At 35.4% G+C, this 18,344-nt stretch carries 14 protein-coding genes; 9 read left to right on the top strand and 5 right to left on the bottom strand.

The genetic code is table 11. The features are described 5' to 3' along the window. Positions 1 to 252 precede the first annotated feature (252 nt). The 6 genes from uvrA (at position 253) to ZA07_RS03770 (ending at position 10,496) form a co-directional block, all read left to right on the top strand. Entirely contained in the window at positions 253 to 3,087 is a 2,835-nt protein-coding gene (gene uvrA / locus ZA07_RS03750; RefSeq protein WP_053970406.1) for an excinuclease ABC subunit UvrA, read from the top strand. A gap of 104 nt (positions 3,088 to 3,191) precedes the next feature. Then, on the top strand, positions 3,192 to 3,359 hold the full coding sequence (locus ZA07_RS15990) for a lmo0937 family membrane protein (protein ID WP_157492056.1): 168 nt from the start codon (positions 3,192 to 3,194) through the stop codon (positions 3,357 to 3,359). Between the two features lie 152 nt (positions 3,360 to 3,511). Further along, positions 3,512 to 4,198 carry a TIGR00730 family Rossman fold protein gene (locus ZA07_RS03755; RefSeq protein ID WP_053970407.1) on the top strand — a complete coding sequence of 229 codons (687 nt, stop codon included), beginning with the start codon at positions 3,512 to 3,514 and terminating at the stop codon, positions 4,196 to 4,198. 174 nt (positions 4,199 to 4,372) lie between these two features. Beyond that, positions 4,373 to 7,135: a metalloprotease gene (locus ZA07_RS03760; protein WP_231628622.1), complete on the top strand. Its 2,763-nt coding sequence runs from the start codon at positions 4,373 to 4,375 to the stop codon at positions 7,133 to 7,135. 196 nt (positions 7,136 to 7,331) lie between these two features. Beyond that, entirely contained in the window at positions 7,332 to 9,743 is a 2,412-nt protein-coding gene (locus tag ZA07_RS03765) for a thiamine pyrophosphate-dependent enzyme (protein WP_053970408.1), read from the top strand. Between the two features lie 153 nt (positions 9,744 to 9,896). Continuing rightward, on the top strand, positions 9,897 to 10,496 hold the full coding sequence (locus ZA07_RS03770) for a hypothetical protein (protein ID WP_053970409.1): 600 nt from the start codon (positions 9,897 to 9,899) through the stop codon (positions 10,494 to 10,496). A 53-nt stretch (positions 10,497 to 10,549) separates the two neighbouring features. Here the strand turns inward: ZA07_RS03770 and ZA07_RS03775 are convergent, their stop codons facing one another. The 4 genes from ZA07_RS03775 to ZA07_RS03790 all read right to left on the bottom strand — a co-directional run bounded on the left by ZA07_RS03775 (position 10,550) and on the right by ZA07_RS03790 (position 15,058). After that, complete coding sequence (locus tag ZA07_RS03775; RefSeq protein ID WP_053970410.1) at positions 10,550 to 11,110, bottom strand: type 1 glutamine amidotransferase domain-containing protein; 561 nt, start codon at positions 11,108 to 11,110, stop codon at positions 10,550 to 10,552. A 156-nt stretch (positions 11,111 to 11,266) separates the two neighbouring features. Further along, positions 11,267 to 12,271: a DNA polymerase III subunit delta gene (gene holA, locus ZA07_RS03780; RefSeq protein WP_053970411.1), complete on the bottom strand. Its 1,005-nt coding sequence runs from the start codon at positions 12,269 to 12,271 to the stop codon at positions 11,267 to 11,269. Between the two features lie 169 nt (positions 12,272 to 12,440). After that, positions 12,441 to 13,661, bottom strand: coding sequence for a LamG-like jellyroll fold domain-containing protein (locus ZA07_RS03785; RefSeq protein ID WP_053970412.1), 1,221 nt, complete (start codon positions 13,659 to 13,661; stop codon positions 12,441 to 12,443). A 185-nt stretch (positions 13,662 to 13,846) separates the two neighbouring features. Continuing rightward, positions 13,847 to 15,058, bottom strand: coding sequence for a LamG-like jellyroll fold domain-containing protein (locus ZA07_RS03790; RefSeq protein ID WP_053970413.1), 1,212 nt, complete (start codon positions 15,056 to 15,058; stop codon positions 13,847 to 13,849). 144 nt (positions 15,059 to 15,202) lie between these two features. On the opposite strand from ZA07_RS03790, the gene ZA07_RS03795 reads away from it, so the two are divergent. The 3 genes from ZA07_RS03795 to ZA07_RS03805 all read left to right on the top strand — a co-directional run bounded on the left by ZA07_RS03795 (position 15,203) and on the right by ZA07_RS03805 (position 17,650). Beyond that, complete coding sequence (locus ZA07_RS03795; protein WP_053970414.1) at positions 15,203 to 15,649, top strand: type I restriction enzyme HsdR N-terminal domain-containing protein; 447 nt, start codon at positions 15,203 to 15,205, stop codon at positions 15,647 to 15,649. Further along, complete coding sequence (locus ZA07_RS03800) at positions 15,646 to 16,644, top strand: glycosyltransferase family 2 protein (RefSeq protein ID WP_053970415.1); 999 nt, start codon at positions 15,646 to 15,648, stop codon at positions 16,642 to 16,644. The genes ZA07_RS03795 and ZA07_RS03800 overlap by 4 nt, the downstream gene beginning before the upstream one ends. Before the next feature lie 85 nt (positions 16,645 to 16,729). Beyond that, complete coding sequence (locus tag ZA07_RS03805) at positions 16,730 to 17,650, top strand: OmpA family protein (protein WP_082316504.1); 921 nt, start codon at positions 16,730 to 16,732, stop codon at positions 17,648 to 17,650. A 65-nt stretch (positions 17,651 to 17,715) separates the two neighbouring features. Here the strand turns inward: ZA07_RS03805 and ZA07_RS03810 are convergent, their stop codons facing one another. Further along, on the bottom strand, positions 17,716 to 18,336 hold the full coding sequence (locus ZA07_RS03810; protein WP_053970416.1) for an L-threonylcarbamoyladenylate synthase: 621 nt from the start codon (positions 18,334 to 18,336) through the stop codon (positions 17,716 to 17,718). Between the last annotated feature and the right edge of the window lie 8 nt (positions 18,337 to 18,344).

An 18,344-nucleotide genomic window follows, 5' to 3' on the forward strand; every position in this document is an offset into this window, starting at 1 on the left:
GGTTCACGGTCGAGTACACCGAACCGGGAGAAAGCAACGGGGAAACAAAGATCCTAAAGGAACATTTTACCCTCAAGCGTTAATAAAGGAAACTCTTAAACTAACTTCATTATAAACCTAAAAAGCTTCTGAGAAATCAGAGGCTTTTTTATTTGTGAACAAAATTAAATCCAACAATAGAATTATATTGAAGGATTCACCTCCGCTTCTATTTTCAACCCAAAATAATTACCTTTGTGTCTTTGCATTTTTATGAGCCAATTTGAAGAACACATAGAAGTTAAGGGCGCCAGAGTCCATAATCTTAAAAATATTGATGTCACCATTCCAAGGGATAAATTGGTAGTAATAACCGGATTGTCTGGCAGTGGTAAATCTTCATTGGCTTTTGACACCATTTATGCTGAAGGGCAGCGTCGTTACATTGAGACATTTTCAGCCTATGCACGTCAATTTTTAGGTGGATTGGAACGGCCAGATGTAGATAAAATTGATGGGCTTTCTCCAGTTATAGCCATTGAACAAAAAACCACTAGCAGATCGCCACGTTCTACGGTAGGCACTATTACTGAAATTTATGACTTTCTCAGGTTACTTTACGCACGTGCCAGTGACGCTTACAGTTATAATACTGGTGAAAAAATGGTTAGCTATAACGATGACCAGATTAAGGAACTGATTATTGAAAATTTCAAGGGTAAGCGCATCAACATTTTGGCCCCAGTTATTCGTTCTCGAAAAGGACATTATCGGGAACTTTTTGAGCAAATTGCCAAACAAGGTTTTGTAAAAGTGAGAACCGATGGTGAGATACGCGATTTAATTAAAGGAATGAAATTAGATCGTTATAAAACCCACGATATTGAAATTGTAATTGATCGTCTTAAAATTGACGACTCCATTGACAATGACAAACGCCTTTCTGAAACCATCAATACAGCCATGTATCATGGCGAGGACGTGCTTATGGTAATAGACCAAGACACAGATGAAGTTAGGTATTTCAGTCGGAATTTAATGTGTCCATCTACTGGTATCTCATACCCAAATCCAGAGCCAAATAATTTCTCGTTCAATTCACCCAAAGGTGCTTGTCCAAAATGCCATGGATTGGGGAAACTGTATCAAATTAATGAACAAAAAATCATTCCTGACACATCACTATCCATTAAGCAAGGTGCATTAGCACCACACGGACCTCAAAAAAATAGCTGGATATTTAAACAATTGGAAACCATCGCGCAAAGATTTCAATTTTCATTAAATGATCCCTACCAAAGCATTCCTAAAGAAGCTAAGGAAATGATACTTTATGGAGGGAATGAAAAATTTTCAGTTGAGAGCAAAACCCTAGGAGTTACTAGAAATTACAACATTGATTTTGAGGGAGTAGCGAATTTTATTGAAAACCAATACCATAATTCTGATTCCACTTCCTTAAAACGTTGGGCCAAAGAATTTATGGACAAGGTTCCTTGTCAGGAATGTGGTGGCAGCAGATTAAGAAAAGAATCACTTTACTTTAAGGTCAACGAATTAAATATTGCCGAATTAGCTCATAAAGATATCATTGATTTGTCAGGCTGGTTTGAAGACCTACCAAAACAACTGAGTGGCAAACAATGGAAAATTTCCGAAGAAATCATCAAAGAAATAAAAACGAGGTTACGATTTTTAGTGGACGTAGGATTAGAATATCTATCACTTGACAGAAGCTCTAAGTCCCTTTCAGGAGGAGAAGCTCAAAGAATCAGGCTCGCCACACAAATTGGTTCCCAATTGGTTGGTGTACTTTATATTCTTGATGAACCAAGTATTGGTTTGCACCAAAGGGACAATGAAAAGCTTATCAATTCATTAGTATCTTTAAGAGATGTTGGAAATTCGGTAATTGTGGTTGAGCATGATAAAGACATGATAGAACGTGCTGATTATGTTATAGATATTGGACCAAAGGCCGGAAAACACGGTGGAGAAATAATTAGCGAAGGTAACCCCGAGGAACTCAAAACACACCACACATTAACAGCCGACTACTTAAACGGCACCAAACAGATTGAAGTACCCAAAGAACGTCGAGCAGGAAATGGTAAAACAATCATTTTAGAGGGATGCACCGGTAACAATCTTAAAGATATTACCGTAGAATTTCCATTGGGTAAAATGATAGGAATAACTGGGGTATCTGGCAGCGGGAAATCTACCTTAATAAATGAAACCCTCTACCCTATTATGAATGCCCATTATTTTAATGGGGTTAAAAAACCTATGCCTTATAAAAACATTAAGGGATTAGAACACATAGATAAAGTAATCGACATCAATCAATCACCTATAGGAAGGACTCCTAGGAGTAATCCAGCCACTTACACAGGCGTATTTAGTGAAATAAGAAGTCTATTCGCTAAAATTCCAGAAGCCATGATTCGCGGATATAAACCTGGAAGATTTAGCTTTAATGTCAAGGGAGGCCGATGTGAAACTTGCCAAGGAGGCGGGTTGAGAGTCATTGAGATGAATTTCCTCCCAGATGTTTACGTGGAATGCGAAACGTGCCAAGGAAAACGATTCAATAGGGAAACCTTAGAAATAAGATACAAAGGAAAATCCATTAGTGATGTGTTGGAAATGACCATCAATGAAGGGGTAGAATTCTTTGAACACATTCCGAAAATTTATAAAAAATTAAAAACCATTCAAGATGTAGGTTTGGGCTATATCACTCTAGGTCAGCAAAGCACTACTTTGTCTGGCGGTGAAGCACAGCGAATCAAACTTGCCACTGAATTGAGTAAAAGAGACACGGGTAATACGTTTTATATTTTAGATGAACCTACAACTGGATTGCATTTCGAGGATATTCGTGTGCTCATGTTGGTTCTTAATAAATTAGTCAATAAAGGAAATACGGTTCTGATCATAGAACACAATATGGATGTTATCAAAATGTGTGACCACCTTATCGATATTGGCTATGAGGGAGGAAAAAAAGGTGGACAGGTTGTTGGAATAGGAACCCCTGAAGCTTTGACAAAGAATACAAAAAGCTACACAGCTAAATTTCTAAAAAAGGAACTAAACTCTTAATTTTTTATTAATACATTATAACTTTAAGTTAATAACTAGATATTATTAACAATACTACTTAATTATTTACTACATTAGATACATAACACTAAAAATCAATAATTATGAAAAGTTTACTATGGTTAGTTGCCGTAATCTGTATTATCGCCTGGTTACTTGGTATGCTGGGTATTATTCCTGGATTGGGAACAAGCAGTTTAATTCACGTTTTAATTGTGATTGCCGTTATCGTTATTTTGTATAATATCATTTCAGGACGCAAACCTCTGTAACAAATTAAGATTTTAAAATAATTTAAAAGTCTGGCATTTTTGTCAGGCTTTTTTTATGATTCCAAACAAGAAGCAAATAGTTCATTTAATTGTATGAAATCATTTAATTCCTTTAAATTTGTTGATTTTAGGTAAGATTATTAATCACAAATATGAGAAAAGAACGACACCATAAAAGTTGGAATGAAATAAAAACCAATGATTCTTGGGCCATTTTTAAAATTATGGGAGAATTTGTAAATGGTTATGAAAAATTAAGTAGAATAGGACCATGTGTTTCTATTTTTGGATCAGCTAGAACCAAGCCCAACCATAAATACTATAAACTAGCCGAAGAAGTTGCTAAAAAAATCGTTCATAAAGGTTACGGTGTAATTACAGGTGGCGGCCCTGGTATCATGGAAGCAGGAAACAAGGGTGCTCATATTGCTGGTGGAACTTCTGTTGGGCTGAATATTGAACTTCCGTTTGAACAACACGATAATCCTTACATCGATTCTGATAAGAGTTTGGACTTTGATTATTTCTTTGTGAGAAAAGTAATGTTCGTCAAATACTCTCAAGGTTTTGTTGTCATGCCAGGTGGTTTTGGAACTTTAGACGAACTATTTGAGGCGATAACACTTATTCAAACCAATAAAATTGAGCGTTTCCCAATTATATTAGTAGGAACAGATTTTTGGGAAGGCCTTATGGATTGGATTAAAAACACTTTGGTCAATGAAAAAAATATCAGTCCCAAAGACCTTGATCTTATCCACCTAGTTGACACTGCAGATGAAGTTGTAAATATTCTAGACGAATTCTATAACCAATTTGGATTAAGTCCAAACTTCTAGTCTTTTACTTTAACAGAAACTTGTAAATTTTTCATACAAAATAGACTATATTCCCTTAAAATAATTGCTATTTACATTCCATTGCCAAAGTTGAATTTATTTAGATTCTCCTTAAGACATCGGTTAGTTGTTGTCTTTTGCCTTTTTAACACCATCATTTGGGGTCAAAACCGTATGGATATAAAAGCCGATTTTGATACAGAAAACAAACAAATCAAAATTGAGCAAACCATTACGTATATAAACACATCGAATGATGTTTTGACAGAAATTTATCTTAATGACTGGATTCAAAGTTTTAGCAGCAAGACCACACCTTTAGCCAAAAGGTTTGCTGAGGAATATAAAACGGTTTTCCATTTTGCTAAAAGTGAGGATCGTGGTTTTACAGCCATCACAGCAATGACGCAAAATGGTCAAGAATTAAGCTTCAACAGACTTAAAGACCAACCAGATGTTATCAAAGTAATCCCTATAACGCCTATAAAACCAAAGGAATCTTATACCATAGAGTTAAAATATGTAGTTCAAGTTCCCAATGATAAATTTACTAGGTATGGGGTCTCTGACATGGGAGAATACCACCTAAGATACTGGTATATTACACCTGCAATTTATAATGGTAAATGGCAATATTATAGCAATAAGGATTTAGATGATATGTTTATTCCAAAATCGGATATATCCATGGAAGTGCGTTTCCCCAAAGACTTATATCTTGCATCGGAATTAAACGTGCTATCTATCAAAAATGATGGTAATAAACAAATAATCACTTTAGAGGGAAAGGACCGAATCAACACCAAACTTTTTTTAGATCGCCTTAAACGATTCAGTCAAGTAGAAACTGAATATTTCACACTTATTTACAACATTGATAATGAGAACTTAAATTTAGTCGATCAGCTAATAAATATTGACAAAATTGCAGGATTTTTAGATCAAAATTTAGGTAGTTATCCTCATGAAAACTTGCTATTAACGCATATCGATTACAAAAAGAATCCCATTTACGGATTGAACCTCCTACCCGATTTTATCAGACCATTTCCTGATCAATTTCAATATGAACTCAAGATTCTAAAAACGGCACTAAACAACTATTTAGAAAATATTTTATTGATCAACCCAAGAGAAGACCAGTGGTTGATTGATGGTCTTCAAACATACTTTTTGATAAAATATGTAGATGAAAATTACCCTGAAATGAAAATTTTTGGAACCCTTTCAAATGTCTGGGGAATCAGAACTTTTCATGCCGCCGAATTGGATTTTAATGACCAATACAATTTTCTTTACATGCACATGGCAAGAACCAATTTGGATCAACCTTTATTGATGCAAAAAGACAGCTTGCTAAAATTCAATATGAATATCGCCAACAAATATAAAGCAGGCGTAGGACTAAGGTATCTAGACGATTATGTGAATGCCAATATTCTTGAAAACACCATCAAAGAGTTCATCGCCAACCAAAGTCTAAATGAAACCAATACCAGTGATTTTGAACAACTAATAAAATCAAAGACATCAAAAAACATCCATTGGTTCTTTGACGAATATCTCAAAACATCCAAGAAAATTGACTTTAAAATTAAAGAGGTTCAAGAATTCCCAGATTCGATTCAAGTAACCATTAAAAACAAAAGAGACAATCACATGCCGGTCTCCCTTTTTGGTCTAAGAAATGATTCTGTAGTTTACAAAACTTGGGTAGATGATATCAATAAATCTAAAACGGTCACAGTTCCTAAGGATCATATCGATAAATTAGTCCTTAATTATGATAAGTCTATTCCCGAATTTAATTTGAGAGATAATTGGAAATCCATGAAAGGTTTTTTGTTCAACAATAAACCTATTCAGTTTAGATTGTTTAAGGACATTGAAGACCCCTACTACAATCAAATATTCTTCATGCCTCAAATTAAATACAACTATTATGATGGGTTTGCACCAGGACTTAAGCTTTATAATAAAACAGTACTCACCAAAGCATTCAACTACAACCTTAGGCCAAGTTATGCTTTAAAAAGCCAACAGTTGGTTGGAAGCGGAAATGTAAGTTATATTCAAAGACCAGAAAACAGAGATCTTTATTACATTAGATATGGGTTTTCAGGAGCGTACTCCAACTATGCTCCAAACTTGAGTTATACTTCGCTGCAACCCTATGTTCAGTTTCGATTTAGAGACCATAAAGACTTAAGAAACAATAGAAAAAACTATCTTACTTTTCGATATGTTTCCATCAATCGTGAAGAAGATCCACTAGGCATTTACAACGTAGAAGAAGAACCTAGCTACGGGGTATTCAATGCCCAATTTGGACATTCCAACCCCAATTTAAAAAATTATAAATTTTGGAATACCGATTTACAGTTGGCCAAAAACTTTGGGAAAGCTTCCTTCAACTATGAGTTTAGAACCCTTACCGAAGGTAACAGACAATATAACCTAAGGTTCTTTGGAGGTGTTTTCTTGTATAATAAAACCTATGAAAATTCGAATTTCTTTAGCTTTGCTTTAGACCGACCAACCGACTACCTATTCGATTACAATTACTACGGAAGATCAGAAAATACAGGGATATTTAGTCAGCAATTAATCATAGCCGAAGGTGGATTTAAATCCAAATTAAATCCTGCATATGCCAACCAATGGATAACTACATTGAACGGTAGCGCCACCATCTGGAAATACATTCATGCCTATGGTGATATTGGATTGGTAAAAAACCATGATTTCAATCCAGAGTTTGTTTATGATTCAGGAATCCGATTTAGTCTGGTTGAAGATTACTTCGAACTATACTTTCCAGTTTATTCCAATTTAGGCTGGGAAGTTGCCCAACCCAACTACGAAGAAAAAATCAGGTTCATAGTTACCTTAGACATCAAGACTCTATTTGGTTTATTTACAAGGCGCTGGTATTAAAAACAGCCCCTATTTTTATCAAAAAACCCTATTAACATTTTGAGGTTTTTTTAATGAAAATGTAATTTTTAGAGTTTTTTTTAAAAATTGCATAATTTTAACCTCCTATTTTGAATAATGCTCAAAATATTAACTGTTTTTCGCGTTGCAAAAGTTATCAAAATTTCTTACTTTTGCAGTAATTCTCAAAAACACTATGCAAACAAATCCTGATATTAAAACTAAACTTTCTTTTGACGATTTTAAACAAGAGGTACTTAACGATTACAAAGTAGCCGTTACCTCAAGAGAATGTAGCCTTCTTGGACGTAGAGAAGTGCTTACAGGAAAAGCTAAGTTTGGAATCTTTGGAGGTGGTAAGGAAGTGCCACAATTAGCAATGGCCAAGGCCTTTAAAAATGGTGATTTTAGATCTGGTTATTACAGAGATCAAACCTTTATGATGGCTATTGGAAAATTATCCATTGAAAACTTTTTCTCTGGTCTTTATGCTAATATTGACTTCAATCAGGAACCCATGTCTGGAGGACGACAAATGGGAGGCCACTTTATGACTCCAACCATAGATGAGAATGGTGATTGGTTGGATTTAACAAAAACAAAAAATACAAGCTCAGACATCTCTCCTACTGCGGGTCAGATGCCACGATTGCTTGGTTTAGCGCAAGCTTCAAAAATTTACAGACACGTAGAAGGCATAGACAGTTCCAAATTTTCGAATAATGGAAATGAGGTTGCGTGGGGAACCATTGGTAATGCAAGTACTAGTGAGGGATTATTTTTTGAAACTATTAATGCAGCTGGCGTCCTTCAAGTACCGATGATTATAAGTGTTTGGGATGACGAATATGGTATTTCTGTGCATGCAAAACACCAGACAACCAAAGAAAATATTTCCGAAATCCTTAAAGGATTCCAAAAGGATGAAAATAGCAATGGCTATGAAATCTTAAAAGTTAAAGGTTGGGATTACGTTTCATTGATCGAAGTTTATGAAGAAGCTTCGCAAATTGCTCGTGAAAAGCATGTGCCTGTCTTAATCCATGTGCAGGAGTTGACACAACCCCAAGGTCATTCTACCTCAGGATCTCATGAAAGATACAAAAGTAAGGAGCGATTGGAATGGGAGGTGCAATATGACTGTAATGCCCAAATGAGAGAGTGGATGATTGCTACTGGCATTGCTACCGAGGAAGAGCTTTCTGAGTTGGAGAAATCCATCAAAAAGGCAGTTCGTGATGGTAAAAAAGCAGCTTGGACTTCTTTCGTTCACCCTATTAAAGAAGAAAAGTCACAAATTATAGACATATTAGATAAGCTCGCATCAAGCAGTCCCAATAAGGTATTCATTACCAAACTTAAAAATGAGTTGGATGCTATTTCAGAGCCTATCAGAAAAGATGTCATTTCTACAGCAAGAAAAGCTCTTAAATATGTGATTTCCGAAAACACCCCTGAAAAAAAGAATCTGATTAACTGGATAGAAACTTATTTTGATAATATCCAGCCTAAATATAGTTCACATCTTTATAGTGAATCACAAAAGGCGACACGCCTAGTTGAAGAGGTAAAACCTCAATATAAAGAAACTTCAGAAGAAGTAGACGCTAGAATTATCATTAGGGACAATTTTAATGCGCTTTTTAGCAAACACCCTGAAGTTTTGATTTTTGGTGAGGACTCTGGAAATATTGGAGATGTAAACCAAGGTTTGGAAGGGATGCAGGAGAAATATGGAGAACTAAGAGTGGCTGATGCTGGTATTAGAGAAGCTACCATACTTGGACAAGGAATCGGGATGGCCATGAGAGGATTAAGGCCTATTGCTGAAATTCAGTATTTAGACTACCTAATGTACGCCCTCCAAACGATGAGTGATGATTTATCCACTGTACAATACAGAACCAAAGGGCATCAAAAAGCTCCGGTTATTGTTAGAACTAGAGGACATAGACTAGAGGGGATTTGGCATTCAGGTTCTCAACTAGGAGGCATTTTAAATTTGGTCAGAGGCATACTTATTCTAGTTCCTAGAAACATGACCAAAGCAGCTGGCTTCTATAACACCCTTTTAGAAAGTGACGATCCCGCCTTGGTAATAGAATGTTTAAATGGTTACCGCCTTAAAGAAAAGCTACCTACAAATATGGGTGATTTTAAAACCCCAGTTGGTGTTGTTGAAACTTTAAAAGAAGGAAAAGATATCACTTTAGTCTCTTATGGCTCTACTTTACGTATTGTCGAGGACGTTGCTAAAGAATTAATGGAAGTTGGTATTGATGCTGAAGTGATAGATGTGCAATCATTGATTCCATTTGATCTGAATCACGATATCGTAAAGAGTGTAGCCAAGACCAATCGTTTGATGGTTATTGATGAGGATGTTCCTGGAGGTGCTTCAGCTTACATTTTAAATGAAATTTTAAATACACAAAATGCGTATAAGCATTTAGATAGCAAACCAAGTACTTTAACTGCTAAAGAGCATAGACCTGCTTATGGTAGTGATGGAGATTATTTCTCAAAACCATCGCATGAAGACATTTTTGAGGCCATTTATGCCGTAATGCATGAATCTGATCCAAATACATATCCTAAATTAAGATAGAAATTTTAGGTTCTAAATTAAAAGCCCTCTGATCTAAAAGAGGGCTTTTTTATTCTTAAAACCCAAACAAACTTCATTTTTATAGCTAATCACCTCAAGTTGTTGGTTTTATAATTATTTTAAATTACATTTAATAACCTAATCCTCATCCACATGAAAATAAATGGTCTCCTCCTGCTTTTCCTTATCGTTTTTTCCTCTTGTAGAAATAGTAACCATGCCACGATCCAGATAGAGGACGAAGTCGACACACCTGATTCAGCCATTAGAACTGTAGAGTTGGATACAACTCCAGATTCTGATTCATTGCCTCGGGAAGATCAAATAAAGGCCTTTTTGGAAGATGATTTAAAAGATGATATTCCCATTATGAGCCCTACAGACCGTAAATACCAATTTGAGGAAGTTGATTTAAATGGGGATAGCAAAAATGAAATCTTTATACAACTTACCTCTCCCTATTTTTGTGGTACAGGGGGATGCACTTATGTCCTATTAAGCTCAGATTATCAGTTGATAACTAAATTTTCAGTAACAAGACCCCCCATTTTTGTTGAAAAGAAAATGGTAAACGGCTGGAAAACGATATTGGTAAAAAGTGAAGGGCAATTCAAGGAATTGGTTTATAACCCAGACACCAATTCTTATCCTGATAATCCTTCAGTTGTTGAAGATGCGCCTTTTGAAGCTCCTAGCGCTAGTGCGATTGTCCTTTTTGAAATTAATGTAGATTTGAACACTTTTGAATTCTAAATAAGAAAAAAGCCACTAAATAGTGGCTTTTTTAATACATCATGTTCTAAAATCTAAGCAACTTGCTCTTCATGTTTTCCTTCATACACCTCCTCAACTAATTTAGAACAAAACGCATTTAAATCATCTGGCGTACGGCTTGTAACCAAACCTTCATCTACAACTACTTCTTCATCTACCCAATTTGCACCAGCATTTACAAGGTCAGTTTTAATAGACCCATATGATGTTACTTTTCTATTATTAAGAACATTGGCCTCTGACAACATCCAAGGGGCATGACAAATAGCTCCTACGGGTTTATGATTTTCAAAGAAGGATTTTACAAAATTTACTGCATTTCTATTTTTTCTTAATGTATCTGGATTCATAACTCCTCCAGGCAGCATTAATGCATTATACTCTGATTGGGAAACTTGATCAATTGTTTTATCCACCGAAACTTCGGTACCCCACTGACCATCTTTCCAGGATTTAATATTTCCTGTTCTGTCTGATACAATTTCAACTTGAGCACCTGCTTTTTCTAAAGCTGCTTTTGGTTTTAACAATTCACTTTCTTCAAATCCATTGGTTGCCAAAATAGCAACTCTCTTTCTTTCTAAATTTTCCATCTTCGTTTGATTTTTAAGGTTATTAATACTTAAAGTTACAAGTTTAGAAGGTGGTTCAAGAAAAATTACAGCCCTTTAACCCCAATTTAATATGGGTTGTTAAAGTCTATAAGATTAACGTTAAATCAGGATTGAAAATGCTAAAAAAATTAACGGTTACATGAAAATTTTGACCAATAGTTCATTCAAAAGGTCTTTTTGGGAAAGTGAATTGGCACCCACTCCTTTTGACTTGACATCAAATTCCCTTAGCGTCGCTACTATAGTACTCACCTTTCTCATTGGGAAATTTTTGGAAGCAGTGATATATTCTCCAGCAAAATATGGGTTGATTTTCAAGGCGGCAGCAACACTTCGTGATGATTTATCATTCAATCCATGTAAATGAAGCAATTTAGAAAAATACGTATAGAGAAAACCAATGGTCAGCACTAAAGGATTATCCTTGGGGTTGTCTCCAAAATATTTAACGATGCGATACGCCTTATTTTCATCTCTTTCCCCAATAGCCTTATGCAATTCAAAATTATTATAATCCTTACTAATACCTATGTTTTCCTCAATATGTTCAGGAGTAATTTGTGTCCCATTAGGAAGGATAACCTGGAGTTTATTTAATTCATTACTAATCTTACTTAAATCCGTTCCTAAGAACTCTGAAAGCATCATAGCCGCCTTTGGAGTAATGGTATACCCTTGCCCCGAAAGAACTCTTTTTATCCAATCAGGAATTTGGTTATCGTATAATTTCTTACTGTCAAAAACCAATCCCACTTTCTTAATTTCCTTATAGAGCGACTTTCGTTTATCAAGTGTTTTATACTTGTAATTGAGCACCAAAATTGTTGATGGTTGTGGCTGCTTCACATAAGACACTAAATTCTCAATAGTTCTAGATAAATCTTGAGCTTCTTTTATGACCACCACTTGATATTCTGCCATCATTGGAAACCGTTTGGCGTGACCCACAATCTCATCTATGGATACATCACGGCCATAAAGTGTCATCTGGTTAAATCCCTTCTCGTCTTCATTAAGGACCTCTTTCTCGAGCAATTCTGAAATACGGTCAATATAATAGGGTTCCTCTCCCATTAAAAGATAAATGGGTTTAAATTTTCTGGCCTTAATATCGGCTACTATTTGTTTGACCTCGTCCATGTAAGTGTATTATTGGAAACGAATTTATTAGGAATTTAGGATTCAAAAATAGGGAAATTACATTCCAACTTGGCTAACAAAACACATAATATTCCAATCAAAATGTCATAAAAAAAACCGCGACAGAAATAAATCCACCGCGGTCCCACATAGTTAGCTTAGTCAAAAATTAAATTCTTACGATTTTTATAGTCTTTGTTTGAATTCCATCTACTTCAATATTTAAAAAGTAGATTCCTGATTTTTTATCCTGTAAATCAACAGATAACTCTCTGGATTGATTATCACTGTAAGTACCAATAATTTGTCCAGTGATGGTAACCAATGTTACCTTATAATTATTTATCTCATTTAAAGAAATGGTCACGAAATCTGAAGTTGGATTAGGATATACCTTGATTCCATCAATAACAGAAGTATCAATACCCAGAGAAGTCACTTCCATACATTCAGAAGTAGTCATACATCCATCAAATGTAATTTCTACCGCATAAGTGCCAGCCACTTCAGGCGTAAAGGACTGTTCGGTAGCGCCATCAATGTATGCTCCACCATTATCACAATCTATCCATTGATAAGAAGCATCCGCTTGAAAAGCCGTTAGGGTAGTTTCCTCTAGGGTAATGAACGGGGCACCCTCTACATAATTGGAAGTCGTTCCTGTTAGAGCAAAATTATTTAAAACACCGTCATTGCCTTCAATCAAATCAATAACAGCTGTAATCCCAGTATTGTCAGAACCAGCAGTTCCTTCATTCAACTGATAATTCGCCACAAGGTTTAATGTATTGGCACACATTTCTACGTACATTGCTGATTGTATTTCTGTATCAGTTCTCGCTACATTCCATACTCTAACATCATCAATAAAACCATTGAAAAGAATAGATCCACCAGTAACTCGTTGACCAATTCTTAAATTTCCATAGCCACTAGTCGTATTAACTGTACTGAGTGACCCAGTTCCTTCTTGGACTCCATTCACATATAAATAGCCTATACTATTACTTAACACAAAAGCTACGTGAGTCCAAGCGGCAGTAGGTATTACATTGGCGGCAGTTGTAATATTAGCATTTGTTCCACCAGAAATATATTTAAGACTTCGATCACCTCCTACCACAAAGGTATTTCGATCTCCCACGTCGTTATGACCATAATCTAGGATTGCTAAATTTGAAGATGGCGCACTCGAAGACACATAAATCCATGCCTCAAAAGTACGATCATTATCTCCTAAGACACCAGTGAATGGTGTTTGGATATAATCATTACTACCATCAAAGCTCAACGAAGTTTGTGCATGAATTGTTCTAGGAAAAATAAAAAACCCCAACCCAAATAAGAATAAACTACATTTTATAATAAAATTTGGTAATTTTTTAATCATAGTAACATCATTTTAAGTTTATCCTTATAAATAAACCAATATGTTAACTTTGTCATTCAAAAAAATTAACTCATTAACATTAAATTAACCTAAAAATTAAAAACACTGAGAACTATATAAAAAAAGCCACAACAAATTAAATATTTGAAGTGGCTTAAATAGTGGTTATTAGTGTTAGTTAAATTTTAAAGCTTCACAATTTTAAATGTTTTTGTTTGCCCCTTCTCTAATTCAATTTTTAAAAAGTAGATTCCTGATTTATGATTTTGTAAATCAATCATCAGCTTATTGGATTGATTACCATTAAAGTTCCCAATAATTTGCCCAGTGATGTTAATCAATTTCACATTAAAACTTTTAGTCTCATTCAAGGAAATAGTAACAAAATCAGCTGTTGGGTTAGGAAAAATATTAAGGCCCTCTATAACCGAAGTTTCAATGCCCAGAGAAGCCACTTCCATACATTCAGAAGTAGTCACGCATCCATCTAATGTAATTTCTACCGCATAAGTGCCAGCCACTTCAGGCGTAAATGACTGTCCTGTAGCTCCGTCAATAGATGCACCCCCATTATCACAATCTATCCATTGATAAGTAGCGTTCTCTTGAAATGCTGTTAAAGTAGTTTCATCTAATGTAATTAAAGGAACTCCATCCACAAAATTGGAATTAGCATCCGTAAGAGCAAAATTATTTAAAACACCGTCATTTCCTGCAACCAAATCATTGACGGATGTAGCACCAGTATTATCAGCTCCAGAAATTCCATCATTCATTTTATAATAAGCAACAAGCCCCGAAGTGCTTTCACAAAACTCAGTATACATAGCATCTTGAATTTCGTCCCCTGTCCTAGCAATGTCCCAAATTCTTACTTCATCCATTTGCCCTCCAAAAAACATGTTATTGGTAGAGGCTGCTGCAACCCGATTTCCTATTAGCACATCTTCATACCCAGAAGGTGTATTAACATTTGATAAATTACCTGATATTGCTTCTGTTCCATTTATATATAGATATCCCGTACCATTATTTAGAACAAATGCCACATGAGTCCAAGCATCTAAAGGTACCGTATTAGGATCTGTCCCAAGATTTGCAAATGATCCTCCAGAAACAAATCTCAAACTATTGTCATCTTTAATAAGAAAAGTGTTTCTTGAACCAGCAGCATTAGTCCCATAATCCAAAATTCCTAAATTGATTGAAGGACCTGGTGATGGTACATAAATCCAGGCTTCAAAAGTTCTGTTAGCAGATCCAAGTACACCTGCAAATGGTGTTTGGATATAGTCATTAACCCCATCAAAATTTAAACCCGTTTGGGCATTAGAAGTTAACATAGTTCCTGCAAAGCATGCAGCTAAAAGCATTTTTTTGTGTAATTTTTTTATCATAGTTGGTTAATTTGAATTCCTTCTAAAGGTATCTATGACCATTTGTAAGTTCCCAAAATTAATTTCCGTTTAACCTTAATTTAACCTAAGTATTTTTCTCAACCATATAACTTACTTCCCATTAGAGTTTGATACATTTGTGGCGTGGTTGCATTAAATTTTCCTACATATTCGTTCAGGTTCAAACAGATAGATGGCAAAGCCTATATTTTTGACTGTATCCGAAAAAAATTCATTCAACTACAGCCCGAAGAATGGGTTAGACAACACTGTATTCAGTATTTGATGCAAGAAAAAGGCTATCCCAGTTCTTTAATCAATGTAGAAAAGGAGATTCATTTAAATGGTCTCAAAAAACGCTACGATATCGTGGTGTTTCATCCAGATGGTTCTATTCATCTGATTGTAGAATGCAAAGCACCAAACATTGCTATTTCACAAGCTACTTTTGATCAAATTGCTCGCTACAACTTAACCCTTAAGTCTGATCTATTGATGGTCACCAACGGAATTAATCACTATTATTGTCACATGGATTGGCAAAACGAATGCTATAATTTTTTAAAAACCCTACCAAAGTATACTATATGACTCTTGCAGTAGCCATTTTAAATTGGAACGGAAAAGACTTATTGCAGCAATTTCTTCCATCTGTGGTAGCCCATTCCCCAAAAGCAGATATTTATGTTATTGATAATGCCTCATCAGATGATTCGGTGGCATGGGTTGAAAAAAACTTCCCTATAGTAAAAGTTATAGTTAACAAAGAAAATGGTGGATATGCTAAAGGGTATAACGACGGTCTTTCACAAATAAATGCTGACGTTTTTTGCTTATTGAATAGTGATGTGGAAGTAACTCCTAATTGGTTAGATCCCATTGTCGAAGAGTTCAACACCTATCCAATGTCAGCTCTAATCCAACCCAAGATTTTAAGCTACCACGATAAAGATCATTTTGAATATGCTGGAGCAGCCGGTGGATTCATTGATAAATTGGGTTATCCTTTTTGCCGCGGACGTATCTTTGATACCGTTGAAAAAGACCTAGGTCAATACAACGAACGCTCTCCTATTTTTTGGGCCTCTGGAGCTTGTTTGTTTATAAAAAGTGACACTTTTCATAAATTGGGTGGTTTCGATGAGTCCTTTTTTGCTCATATGGAAGAAATAGACCTATGCTGGCGCGCTTTTAATCAAAACCTAAAAACCATCTATCTTCCAAGCAGCATTATATATCATGTAGGAGGTGCTACTTTAAAAAATACGAATCCGAGAAAAACCTATCTCAATTTTAGAAACAGTCTGTTCACATTGACTAAAAATGCCTACGGGCCTATTTGGGCACTCATCTTCATGCGATTGGTTTTAGATGGAGTTGCTGGCATCAAATTTCTTTTGGAATTAAAACCGCAACATACCGTTTCAATTTTGAAAGCACACCTTTCGTTTTATTCAAAACTACCCTACTTAATTTCGAAAAGAAAACAACAAAGTTTGTCCAAAGAATACTTTTACACCAATTCCATCGTTTGGACATACTATGTGCGAAAATGCCAAACCTTTGACCGCTTACATAAATGTTAAATTTTATGTTAATCCCCATTCAAACAAGGCTTGTTTTGCATAATTTTGAAATGTTAAATTTTTAATTATTTAATCATAAACTATCATGAAAAAATTAATGTTATTGAGTGTTTTATCCTTAGTTCTTCTGGGATCCTGTGTTTCTAAAAAGGAATATGCTGCACTTGAGGCAAAACAAAAAGAAACGCAAGATTTGCTAAACTCTGCAACAGTGAAATTAAATAGCTGTTTAGCTGAACAAGCAGCGGCAGCAGCGCGTGTTGAGCAAATGAGAGACCAACTTGAAGACCTAAGAAAAGCTAATCAAGATTTAATAGATACAAAAGGAAACTTAACAACCTTAACGCAAAAAGGTGCTGAAAACCTTGAGAAATCTTTGGAAAGCTTAAAGGAAAAAGATCTTAAAATCACCCGTTTACAAGACGCTTTAAACAAAAAAGATAGTGTGACCCTAGCAGTCGTTACCAGCTTGAAAAAAGCGGTTGGAATCAACGACCCAGATATCGAAATCAATGTTGAAAAAGGAGTTGTATTCATCTCTATTGCTGATAAATTATTATTCCAAAGCGGAAGTTACACGGTAACTTCTAGAGCTCAAGAAGTATTAGGTAAAGTAGCTAAGGTGGTTAACAGCAAACCAGACTTTGAATGTATGGTTGAAGCTCATACAGACAACGTACCTTACAACAAAGGAGGCGTATTAAAAGACAACTGGGATTTAAGTGTAAAAAGAGCAACTTCTGTGGTAAGAGTACTTCAAGATTTAGGTGTACAACCTAAACAATTGATTGCTGCCGGTAGAAGTTTCTATGCGCCTGTTGCTTCAAATGATACTGCTGATGGTAGAGCTCAAAACAGAAGAACCAGAATCGTAGTTATGCCTAAAATTGACCAATTCTATGAAATGGTTGAAAAAGAAATGAAAAATCTTGCTGAAGGAAACGGTGCTGCTGAACAAACGGCTCCTGCTACTGAAGCAACTGAAGAAGGAGAAGGAGAAGATTAATCTTTCTCAATATAGAACATAAAAAAGTCCGACGCATGTCGGACTTTTTATTTTTATAAGTTTTTTTAAAAGATTTCCAGACTTCCTTTCCCCTCCCTTAATACAACAGGAGTGTCTTCAGACAAGTCAATAATGGTAGACGGTTCATTGTCACCATAACCACCATCAATAACCAAGTCTACTAACCTATCCCATTTTTCATAGATCAATTCAGGGTCGGTTGTATATTCCAAAATTTCATCCTCATCATATATGGAAGTTGAAATAATAGGATTACCAAGTTGCTTTACAATTTCAATAGCAATTTTATTATCAGGAACACGAATCCCTACTGTTCGTTTCTTTTTAAAAGCCGTAGGTAATGTTTTTGCTCCAGGCAGGACAAATGTATAGGGACCCGGTAAGGCTCGTTTTAAAATTTTAAAAGTGGCGGTATCTATTTGTTTGACATAGTCACTTAAATTACTCAAATCTTCACATACAAATGAAAAATTGGCTTTTTCCAACTTCACCCCTTTAATACGGGCCACTTTTTCCAAAGCCTCCTTATTGGTGATATCACATCCCAAACCATAAACCGTATCTGTCGGGTAAATAATCAATCCGCCTGCACGTAAAATTTTTACCACTTTTTGAATTTCCCTCGGATTGGGATTTTCTTCATAAATCCTTATGAATTCAGCCATATATAATC

It is taken from the genome of Mangrovimonas sp. ST2L15 (assembly GCF_001280515.1).
In the GTDB taxonomy this organism is placed as follows: Bacteria; Bacteroidota; Bacteroidia; order Flavobacteriales; family Flavobacteriaceae; genus Mangrovimonas; species Mangrovimonas futianensis.

Excerpts from the sequence above, each read along its gene's own strand:
- uvrA (WP_053970406.1), top strand. The coding sequence starts at position 253 with ATGAGCCAATTTGAAGAACACATAGAAGTTAAGGGCGCCAGAGTCCAT.
- ZA07_RS15990 (WP_157492056.1), top strand. The coding sequence starts at position 3,192 with ATGAAAAGTTTACTATGGTTAGTTGCCGTAATCTGTATTATCGCCTGG.
- ZA07_RS03755 (WP_053970407.1), top strand. The coding sequence starts at position 3,512 with ATGAGAAAAGAACGACACCATAAAAGTTGGAATGAAATAAAAACCAAT.
- ZA07_RS03760 (WP_231628622.1), top strand. The coding sequence starts at position 4,373 with ATGGATATAAAAGCCGATTTTGATACAGAAAACAAACAAATCAAAATT.
- ZA07_RS03765 (WP_053970408.1), top strand. The coding sequence starts at position 7,332 with ATGCAAACAAATCCTGATATTAAAACTAAACTTTCTTTTGACGATTTT.
- ZA07_RS03770 (WP_053970409.1), top strand. The coding sequence starts at position 9,897 with ATGAAAATAAATGGTCTCCTCCTGCTTTTCCTTATCGTTTTTTCCTCT.
- ZA07_RS03775 (WP_053970410.1), bottom strand. The coding sequence starts at position 11,110 with ATGGAAAATTTAGAAAGAAAGAGAGTTGCTATTTTGGCAACCAATGGA.
- holA (WP_053970411.1), bottom strand. The coding sequence starts at position 12,271 with ATGGACGAGGTCAAACAAATAGTAGCCGATATTAAGGCCAGAAAATTT.
- ZA07_RS03785 (WP_053970412.1), bottom strand. The coding sequence starts at position 13,661 with ATGATTAAAAAATTACCAAATTTTATTATAAAATGTAGTTTATTCTTA.
- ZA07_RS03790 (WP_053970413.1), bottom strand. The coding sequence starts at position 15,058 with ATGATAAAAAAATTACACAAAAAAATGCTTTTAGCTGCATGCTTTGCA.
- ZA07_RS03800 (WP_053970415.1), top strand. The coding sequence starts at position 15,646 with ATGACTCTTGCAGTAGCCATTTTAAATTGGAACGGAAAAGACTTATTG.
- ZA07_RS03805 (WP_082316504.1), top strand. The coding sequence starts at position 16,730 with ATGAAAAAATTAATGTTATTGAGTGTTTTATCCTTAGTTCTTCTGGGA.
- ZA07_RS03810 (WP_053970416.1), bottom strand. The coding sequence starts at position 18,336 with ATGGCTGAATTCATAAGGATTTATGAAGAAAATCCCAATCCGAGGGAA.